We start from the raw sequence: 10,688 nt of genomic DNA, 5'->3' as shown, positions 1-10,688 counted from the left end.
TTGTATTTTTGCCAAGTAATCATTTAATGAAAAAGGATGCAAGGCAAGAAATTTATCTCTCCCGGAGCATGGTTTTCTATGAACTATCCATCAGACTGGAATGAGTTTGAAGATGGCGAAGGCTCTTTTCTTTTCTATAATCCCGATGTATGGTCGGGCAACTTCCGTATTTCCGCATTTAAAGGCAAGGCCGGTTATGGCAAAGACGCCATCCGCCAGGAACTGAGTGAGAACGATTCGGCTTCATTGGTAAAAGTCGGAACGTTGGAATGTGCGTACAGCAAAGAAATGTTCCAGGAAGAAGGAACCTATTATACTTCCCATGTATGGATTACAGGCATTGACGATATTGCTTTCGAATGCTCTTTCACTGTCCCCAAAGGCGGAATAGTGAAAGAAGCCGAAGACGTAATCGCCACTTTGGAAATACGTAGGGAAGGAGAGAAGTATCCCGCCGAACTGATTCCCGTACGCCTTTCAGAAATCTACCAGATTAATGAAGGATATGAATGGGTGGTATCTACTGTGAAACAAGAACTGAAGAAAGACTTTCAAGGAATCGAAGAAGACCTCGAAAAACTTCAGCAAGTGATTGACAGCGGCAAGATTGGTTCGAAGAAGAAAGACGAATGGCTGGCTGTCGGTATCACGGTCTGCGCGATTCTTGCCAACGAAGTGGACGGCATGGAATGGAAGACATTGATTGACGGCAACCGTGAAGCCCCTGTGCTCCAATATAATGACCGCATCATCGACCCGATGAAACTGGCATGGAGCAAGATAAAGGCAGGAGAGCCTTGCAACGTCATTGAAGAGTATAAATCCGTGATTATTAATCACTAATCACTAACCGACTAATCACTAAATTACGTGGCAGTACCTTATTTACAGATAGACAACCTGACCAAGTCCTTCGGCGACTTGGTTCTTTTTGAAAATATATCTTTTGGCATTGCCGAAGGTCAGCGTGTAGGACTGATAGCGAAGAACGGCAGTGGAAAAACCACCTTACTGAATATCATCGCCGGAAAAGAAGGCTATGATAGCGGTAACATTGTCTTCCGTCGCGACCTTCGTGTGGATTACCTGGAACAAGACCCGCAATACCCCGAAGAGTTGACTGTACTCGAAGCCTGTTTCCATCACGGCAACAGCACCGTAGAACTCATCAAAGAGTACGAACGTTGCATGGAAACCGAAGGGCATCCGGGACTGGAAGACCTTTTGGCACGTATGGACCAGGAGAAAGCCTGGGAATACGAACAGAAAGCCAAGCAAATCCTTTCGCAACTCAAAATCCGTAACTTCGACCAGAAGGTGAAACAACTCTCCGGCGGACAGTTGAAACGTGTCGCCCTCGCCAACGCCCTGATTACCGAACCGGAACTCCTGATTCTCGACGAGCCTACCAACCACCTAGACCTTGATATGACCGAATGGCTCGAAGACTACCTGCGCCGTACCAACCTCAGCCTGCTGATGGTGACCCACGACCGCTATTTCCTCGACCGTGTCTGCTCGGAAATCATTGAAATAGATAATCAGCAAGTCTACCAATATAAAGGTAATTATAGTTATTACCTCGAAAAACGCCAGGAACGTATCGAAGCTAAAAGCGTAGAAATAGAACGTGCCAACAACCTCTACCGTACGGAACTTGACTGGATGCGCCGTATGCCGCAAGCACGCGGACACAAAGCCCGTTACCGTGAAGACGCTTTCTACGAACTGGAAAAGGTGGCAAAGCAACGTTTCAATAACGATAACGTAAAATTGGAAGTAAAAGCATCCTATATCGGCAGCAAGATATTCGAAGCCGACCATCTGTACAAGAGTTACGGCGACCTCAAGATTCTGGAAGACTTTTCTTATATCTTCTCCCGCTATGAAAAGATGGGAATCGTAGGAAACAACGGAACCGGAAAATCTACTTTCATTAAAATACTAATGGGGCATGTGCAGCCCGATAGCGGTACGGTGGACATTGGCGAAACAGTCCGTTTCGGCTACTACTCGCAAGACGGACTCCAGTTTGACGAACAAATGAAAGTGATTGACGTCATTCAGGATATTGCCGAAGTCATCGAACTGGGCAACGGAAAGAAACTGACCGCCTCACAATTCCTGCAACATTTCCTATTCACCCCCGAAACCCAGCATAGCTATGTCTACAAACTGAGTGGGGGCGAGCGCCGCCGTCTTTACCTGTGTACCATCCTGATGCGTAACCCTAACTTCCTCGTACTGGACGAGCCTACCAACGACCTCGATATTATCACATTGAATGTGCTCGAAGAATATCTTCAGAACTTCAAAGGCTGTGTCATTGTCGTTTCCCACGACCGTTACTTTATGGACAAGGTAGTAGACCACCTGATGGTATTCAACGGACAGGGAGACATCCGCGACTTCCCCGGAAATTACAGCGACTACCGCGACTGGAAAGACGCGAAAGCCCAAAAGGAGAAAGAAGCCGAAAAGCCGCAGGAAGAAAAGACCGCCCGTGTCCGCCTGAACGACAAGCGGAAGATGAGCTTCAAGGAAAAGCGCGAATTCGAACAACTGGAAAAGGAGATAGCCGACCTGGAAGCGGAAAAAGCCCGGATTGAGGAACTCCTTTGCAGCGGTACGCTTTCCGTTGACGAACTGACCGAGAAATCGAAACGCCTGCCCGAAGTGAACGACCTGATTGACGAGAAAACAATGCGCTGGTTGGAGCTCAGCGAAATAGAAGGCTGACTTGTGTCGCTGTAACCCCGATAACATAATCTGGTATGACAAACCTTACTAACTATCATAGCCACTGTCTTTATTGCGACGGACGAGCCAACATGGAAGATTTTATCCGTTTTGCTATCAGCGAAGGCTTTACTTCCTATGGCATCTCTTCCCATGCCCCGTTGCCGTTTTCTACTGCATGGACAATGGAATGGGACAGAATGGAAGATTACCTTTCCGAATTTTCCCGTCTCAAAAAGAAATACGCGGATAAGATAGAGCTTGCCATCGGCCTTGAAATAGATTACCTGAACGAAGACAGCAATCCCGCTTCACTCCGTTTCCGGGAACTGTCGCTCGATTACCGGATAGGTTCCGTGCATATGCTGTATTCTCCGGAAGGGAATATCGTAGATATTGATACTCCGGCAGATACTTTCCGCCAGTTAATAGACAAGCATTTCGACGGTGACCTGGATTCCGTTGTCCGCCTTTATTATAAGAACCTGCTTCGTATGGTCGAACTGGGTGGATTCGATATTGTCGGTCATGCGGACAAGATGCATTACAATGCTTCCTGCTACCGTCCCGGATTACTGGACGAACCGTGGTATGATACTTTAGTCCGCGATTATTTCGCAGAGATAGCCCGTCATGGATATATTGTCGAAATCAACACCAAGGCTTATCACGAATTAGGCACGTTCTATCCCAATGAACGTTATTTCACTTTCTTGAAAGACGTGGGTATCCGCGTGCAAGTGAATAGTGACGCCCACTATCCCGAAAGAATAAACAATGCCCGTCTCGAAGGCTTGGCAGCTTTGAAGAAAGCAGGTTTCACGTCGGTAGTGGAGTGGCACGGCGGAAAGTGGGAAGATAGAGAGATATTGTAAATAACATATGACAAAAACAGAGCAGCCGTTTCGGGTAATCACTTGAAACGGCTGCTCTGTTTTTATATCTGCCGTTCATGGGCGTACATTGTGTGCAGATAGCTCCATTTGAGGTACAATACCCCGCTTATAATCCAAATACAGCGTTATTTGTATTGTATGTGTACGTTGAAAGTACGTAAAGTGCATACTGATATTGATTGCTTGTCGCATCTTTGCAATGTCGAGATGAAAGAATATTTATGAAATCTAAGTAATATATGAAGGTAGTGTATTTTTTACAGATGATTGTTTTTGCAGGATTACTTTGTTCCTGTAAGTTAGGAACGGTGGAAACCGAATCATCCCCCTTTTATCATAACCTCGCTTTCGATAAGCTTCCGGAAGTATGGGATGAGGCTATTCCGCTGGGAAATGGATTGACCGGTGCTTTAATCTGGCAAAAGGAAGGACGGTTGCGTATTGCAATCGACCGTGCGGACTTATGGGATTTGCGTCCGGTCGAGGAGTTCGACACTCCCGATTATACGTATCGGTTCATTTGCGACCAGGTGATTGCCAAAAAGAATATAACCCCTGTTCATGAACTGATTGATGAGCGGACACGACACGACTCCGCACCGACAAAGATACCTGCCGGAGCTATTGAATTAAATACGGCTTCTTTGGGAAAAGTAACGAATGTAAAACTCGACCTGGTTTCGGCTGTCTGTACCATAGAATGGGAGAAAGGAGCGAAAGCCCGTATTTTTGTTCCTGCCAACGAAAAAGGCGGGCGTTTCTTATTTGAAAATTTGCCCGATGCGCTGACGGTACGACTGCTGACACCGCAATATGAAGAAAATGAAGCCGCATTGGATTATCAGCCGGGTGTGAATAAATTAACTTCTTTAGGTTATAAACTGGGGGAAGTGAAACAAATTGCCCCTACCACCTTGCTCTATCATCAACAAGGCTGGGGAGACGTCTCCTACGAAATAGCCGTGAACTGGAATTCACTTCCCGGTAAAAAACTGGAAGGAAAGTATTGTGTGACTTCCGCCGGTACATGGTATTCCGAAAAGGAAGGAGCGTTGAATCACATATCCCAATCCATGAATGATGATTTTGAAAGCAGCTTGGACAAGCACAAAGAATGGTGGAAAGCGTATTGGAAGAAGTCAAGCATACATATACCGGACACTCTGTTGGAAAAGCAATGGCACCTTGAAATGTATAAGTTTGCCTCTGCTTCCCGCAAAGGAGCGCCTCCCATCTGCCTGCAAGCTGTGTGGACTGCCGATAACGGGCAAACCCCGCCATGGCGCGGAGATTTCCATAATGACTTGAACACCCAGTTAAGTTATTGGCCGGGCTACTCCTCCAATCATCTGGAAGAATCATCCGTTTTCACCGACTGGTTATGGCAGATAAAAGAAAACTCCGGGAAGTTTACCCGCAAGTTCTATGGTGTGGAAGGTATGAACGTAGCTTGCATCGCCACGTTGACAGGAGAACCTATCGGCGGATGGAGCCAGTACGCCAATTCGCCTACTGCTGCCGGATGGCTTGCACATCATTTCTATATGCAATGGAAGTATAGCATGGATACGGAGTTTCTGTCTCAGAGAGCCTATCCATGGGTAAAAGAGGTAGCCCGTTATTTCGAGAACATTTCCGTCAGGGATAAGAAAGGCTGGAGAAAGTTACCGCTTTCCTCATCACCGGAAATCAATGACAACCGGATAGATGCCTGGTTTCAGGAAACCACCAACTACGACCTGGCTAATATCCGCCTTACCTATATGGTAGCGGAAGAGATGGCGGATACGTTGGGATTGACAGACGAAGCCGCCCACTGGAAGAGACAATTAACCGAGTGGCCCGACTTCGCGAAGAATGAAAGCGGCCTGCTGATTGCTCCGGGGACTCCCTTGACCGAATCTCACCGTCACTTCTCCCATTTGCTGGCTTTTCATCCTTTCGGTATCATTGATGCCAGCCGAGGTAACGGAGACATCGACTTGATTCTCCGTTCCATTAAGAATATCGAGCAGTTGGGACCGGACTGGTGGACAGGATATACTTACGCATGGCTTGCCAACTTGAAAGCCCGTGTATTCGACGGAGACGAAGCCTTGCGCAACCTGCACATCTTTATCAAAGCCTTTTGCGGCCCGAACAGTTTCCATCTGAATGGCGACCAGTTGAAAGCAGGCTTCTCACAATTTACTTATCGTCCGTTCACATTGGAAGGCAACTTCGCCTGTGCCGCTGCCATTCAGGAAATGTTGCTGCAAAGCCATACCGGAGTGATTAAGGTATTCCCGGCCATGCCGACCAAATGGCAGGATGCATCCTACTGTAACCTGCGGGCGATGGGGGCATTCCTGGTGACTGCCTCTTACGAAAAAGGCAAGGTAAGTTCCATCACCATCGAATCGGAAAAAGGAGGGGTGATGAAACTGCTCAATCCTTTCTTGGGAAAGATAACGGAGAAACAGATGAAACCGGGTGAAAAGATACAGTTTACAATAAACTCTCCTATGGGGAAGAAAGTATAATCAGAATGAAAAACATGAAAAAACATTTTAGTACTATTATCCTGACAGCAGCATTGTCTGCAAGTACATTATCCTGTTTTGCGCAGAAACAGCTGGCATCGGAAACCGGGTTGTCGGCAATGGTGCCCGATAAAGAGCAACTTGATAAAAGAATGCAATGGTTCGACAATGCCCGCTTCGGTATGTTCATTCATTGGGGAGTCTACTCCCCGTTAGCCTGTTCATGGAACGGGAAGCGTTATAACGGATACGGAGAACACATACAGCGTATGGCACGGATTCCTGTCGAAGTATATAAGAAAGAAGTGGTGGCCGGATTCAATCCCGAAGAGTTCGATGCGGAAGAATGGATACGTATAGCCAAGGAGACGGGTATGGGATACTTCATCATTACGTCCAAGCATCACGACGGCTTTGCCATGTACGACTCGAAAGTGAGTGATTACAATATCGTCAAAGCAACCCCATTCGGTCGTGACCCGATGAAGGAACTCCGGGAAGCCTGCCGCAAAGCCGGAATCAGATTTGGCTTTTATTATTCTCACGCGTTCGACTGGGGCGAGAAGAACGGAGTGGGCAACGACTGGGACTATGACAATCCGGGCGGGGATAAACTGCTGGGCGGGCGCGACTGGTGGGAAACCCGTAAGGAATTTCTTCCCGTTGCCCGTAAATATGTAGATGAGAAAGCGATTCCGCAGATACGCGAACTAATCGCTAATTACGACCCCGATATCATGTGGTATGATACTCCCCATAAGCTTCCGGTGGAAGAATGTATCCGTATAGTGAAAGCTACCCGTGAGGCAAGTCCCGATATTATTATCAACGGCCGTGCTATCGCCGGATTCGACCGTTATGACTATTACAATACCAACGACTGCCCCTACGAATTCAGCAACTACGGAGACAGCTATTGGGAAGGTATCCCTACGACCAACAACTCATATGCCTACAATGAGAATGACAATGACTACAAGCCCGCTTCTTTCTTTATAAAGTTGCTTGTCAAAGCGGCGGCCCGTAACGGCAACATCCTGATGAATATCGGCCCGATGGGGAACGGGAAGTTCAGCACACCGGACAGGACGATTCTGAAAGGAATAGCCGACTGGTGGAAAGTAAACGGCGAAGCTTCTATCAGAGGAACCAAAGCCACCCCGCTTGCAGTTCAGTCGTGGGGAGAAACGACCCGGAAAGGCAACAAACTCTATCTGCACGTGTTCGACTGGCCGGAAGACGGAAAGTTATGTGTCGGCGGACTGCTTACGGACGTGAAGCGTGCCTATCTCTTGAGTAATCCCCAAAAGAGCCTGAAATATGTCCGTTCCGGAAAAGACGTATGGGTGGACGTCCCGTTGAATTGTCCGGATGCTGTCAATACAGTCGTTGTACTGGAATGTACATCGGAACTCAAAGCGGACTCCCGCCGTCGTCTCTCTACCACTCAACCGGTGGATTATCTGCGTACGTTTGATGCCCGTCTGGAAGGGAATGCCCGTTATGGCGGTGAAGAAGTCGAGGCACAGTGTGTACAGAATATGACACAGAAAGGGGATGCGGTAGTATGGTCTGTCCGTCTGGGCAAACCGATGGCTTATGAAGTCGGTATCGCCTATGTCGCTCCTGCACCTAAATATGAGGATGAATTGGTAGAAGGTGATGCCGGAAAAGAAGTGCGTAAAGCAAGCAAGGGAGCAGCGGGAGTATATTCGGTTACATTAGGTGGCAAGAGACTGACAAAGAAAGTCAGCAATGGAGCCGATATCACCGAAGCGGTAGGCACGGTGACATTACCTGCCGGAGAGTACGATATACGTATCGAACCGGAATCCGTTACTGCCGTAGAATTATTCCGTCCCCGTTATATCTCATTGAAACCATTGAAAAACTGACTGTAACCGGTAATAGAAAACAGATGAAACACTATATCAATTATCCGCTGCTATCATTCGTATTGTTTTTGTGCTCTTTTTCTGATGCGAGCGGACAAGCGTATCCTTATAAAAATGCGTCTTTGCCAATCAATGAAAGAGTGGAAGACCTGTTGCGACGGATGACGCTCGAAGAGAAAATAGCCCAGATCCGCCATTTACATTCCTGGAATATATTTGACGGACAGGTGCTGGATGAAAAGAAACTATCCGCTTTTGCCGGGAATATCGGCTGGGGATTTGTAGAAGGTTTCCCGTTGACGGGGGAGAATTGCAGCAAGAATATGCGTGCTGTCCAGCAGTATATGACAGAGCGTACCCGGTTGGGAATTCCTGTATTTACCGTAGCGGAGTCCCTGCATGGTTCCGCACACGAAGGTTCCACCATTTATCCTCAGAATATAGCGTTGGGAAGTACTTTCAATCCGGCGCTGGCTTATCAGAAAGCTGCCTGTACCTCCCGTGACCTGCATGCGCAGGGAATGCGTCAGGTCTTGGCTCCCTGCATTGACGTGGTCCGTGATTTGCGTTGGGGACGGGTGGAAGAATCCTATGGAGAAGACCCTTTCCTTTGCGGGATATTCGCCCGTGCGGAAACGGTCGGTTATCTGGATAATGGCATTTCTCCGATGTTGAAACATTTCGGTCCTCATGGCAATCCGCTGGGCGGGCTGAACCTTGCATCCGTAGAATGCGGAGTAAGAGACTTGCACGATGTATATCTGAAACCGTTTGAGATGGTAGTCACCCGGTTGCCCGTGATGGCCGTGATGTCCACTTACAACTCATGGAACCGTGTTCCCAATTCCGCTTCCCGCTATCTGCTGACTGATATTCTGCGGAAGCAATGGGGCTTTAAGGGATATGTCTATTCCGACTGGGGAGCCATTGATATGTTGCAGAACTTTCATCACACAGCCGGCAGCCCGGCAGAATGTGCCGTGCAGTCCATCAGTGCGGGGCTCGATGTAGAGGCTTCCAGCGAATGTTATCCGTATCTGAAAGAACTGGTCGAAAAGGGACAGATGGACATAAGCGTGATTGATGAGTCTGTACGCCGCGTACTCACTGCCAAATTTGCGGCAGGCTTGTTTGAAGACCCGTATGGGGAGAAGTTCGGCAAACAGGAAATGCATGATGCGGAAAGCATCGCCCTGTCTCGTAAGATTGCGGATGAATCTACCGTGTTGTTGAAAAATGAAGGCGGATTGCTACCGTTGAATATCGGCCGGATACGTTCGATTGCCGTCATCGGGCCGAATGCCGCGCAAGTACAGTTCGGTGATTACACTTGGAGCCGGGATAATAAGGATGGTGTCACTCCGTTGGAAGGGATAAAGCGCTTGGTGGGAGACAAGGCTATCGTCCGGTATGCGCGTGGATGCAGTCTGATGTCCCAGGATACCTCTGCTATTTCCGAAGCGGTGGAGATTGCTTCCCGGAGCGATGTCGCTTTGCTCTTTTGCGGTAGCTCCAGCGCATCGCTGGCACGCGATTATAGCCAGGTGAATTGCGGAGAAGGCTTTGACCTGCACGACCTTCAACTGACGGGAGCGCAAAGCGACCTGATCCGGGCAATCTATAAAACCGGAAAACCGGTAGTGCTTGTGCTTGTGTCGGGAAAACCGTTTTGTATACCTTGGGAGAAAGAACATATTCCTGCCATTCTTGCGCAATGGTACGCAGGAGAACAGGCTGGCAACTCCATAGCCGATATTCTTTTCGGTAAGGTGAACCCTTCGGGAAAGCTGACCTTCTCCTTTCCCCAAAGTGTAGGGCATCTGCCGGCTTACTACAATCATTTGCCTTCCGACAAGGGATTTTATAAAAAGCCGGGCAGTTATGAAGCCCCCGGCAGGGATTACGTCTTCTCGTCTCCCGCATCTTTATGGACGTTCGGGCATGGATTGAGCTACACCACTTTCTCTTTGGAGAAGATGACGGTCACTTTGGAACATGATTCCGTCCAAGTAAAGACGCAACTTCGAAATACAGGAAATAAAACAGGGAAAGAGGTTGTTCAACTTTATGTGCGCGACCAAGTAAGTTCAGTTGTCACCCCCATAAAGCAACTGCGCGCATTTATGAAAGTTGAATTGCAACCGGGAGAGAGCAGGGAAGTCGTTCTCAGCTTCCCGGTTGCCGACCTTGCCCTTACATTAGAGGACGGGCGGCGATTGATAGAACCCGGTGCATTTGAACTGCAATTGGGAACCGCTTCCGACCGTATTTTATTAAGGCAAACTATTCATATCGGAGCGGACAGACAGCTCCTTGGAGCAGACGGGCAACCCGTTTCTGCCCCGGACAATCTTCCGTCGTCTTCCGTAACCAAATCCGTGGCAAGCGGAAAAGAGATAACCGTAAGCGGCACTGTCAGAGATGTGCAGGCTACATTGATAGATGGTGTTTCCATCCGTTCGAAGGTATCCGGGCGTGAAGTAGGGCGAACCGATTCAAAAGGGAAATACAAGGTACGTGTATCCGCAGGCGACATCCTGGTCTTTGAAAAGAAAGGATACCTGAAACAGGAAGTACCCGTAAATAATCATACTTCCCTGAATGTGAAAATGACTTATGGCGAGAATGCTATGTAA

At 48.1% G+C, this 10,688-nt stretch carries 6 protein-coding genes; all 6 read left to right on the top strand.

The genetic code is table 11. The annotated features are described in order from the left end of the window. Positions 1-36 precede the first annotated feature (36 nt). The 6 genes from RDN93_RS10405 to RDN93_RS10380 all read left to right on the top strand — a co-directional run bounded on the left by RDN93_RS10405 (position 37) and on the right by RDN93_RS10380 (position 10,688). Entirely contained in the window at positions 37-843 is an 807-nt protein-coding gene (locus tag RDN93_RS10405; RefSeq protein WP_308745457.1) for a DUF3805 domain-containing protein, read from the top strand. Between the two features lie 27 nt (positions 844-870). Then, a complete protein-coding gene (locus RDN93_RS10400; protein WP_308745456.1) occupies positions 871-2,739 on the top strand; it encodes an ABC-F family ATP-binding cassette domain-containing protein in 1,869 nt (622 codons plus the stop codon). A gap of 35 nt (positions 2,740-2,774) precedes the next feature. Next, a complete protein-coding gene (locus tag RDN93_RS10395) occupies positions 2,775-3,614 on the top strand; it encodes a histidinol-phosphatase (RefSeq protein ID WP_308745455.1) in 840 nt (279 codons plus the stop codon). 260 nt (positions 3,615-3,874) lie between these two features. Next, positions 3,875-6,157, top strand: a complete 2,283-nt coding sequence (locus RDN93_RS10390) for a glycoside hydrolase family 95-like protein (protein ID WP_308745454.1) — start codon at positions 3,875-3,877, stop codon at positions 6,155-6,157. 5 nt (positions 6,158-6,162) lie between these two features. Continuing rightward, complete coding sequence (locus RDN93_RS10385) at positions 6,163-8,052, top strand: alpha-L-fucosidase (protein ID WP_308745453.1); 1,890 nt, start codon at positions 6,163-6,165, stop codon at positions 8,050-8,052. Positions 8,053-8,075: 23 nt separating this feature from the next. Continuing rightward, a complete protein-coding gene (locus RDN93_RS10380) occupies positions 8,076-10,688 on the top strand; it encodes a glycoside hydrolase family 3 N-terminal domain-containing protein (RefSeq protein ID WP_308745452.1) in 2,613 nt (870 codons plus the stop codon).

This window comes from uncultured Bacteroides sp. (genome assembly GCF_902491285.1).
GTDB lineage: Bacteria > Bacteroidota > Bacteroidia > Bacteroidales > Bacteroidaceae > Bacteroides.
Note: the sequence above shows the minus strand (reverse complement) of the source record. Positions and strands in the feature narration are given on the sequence as shown.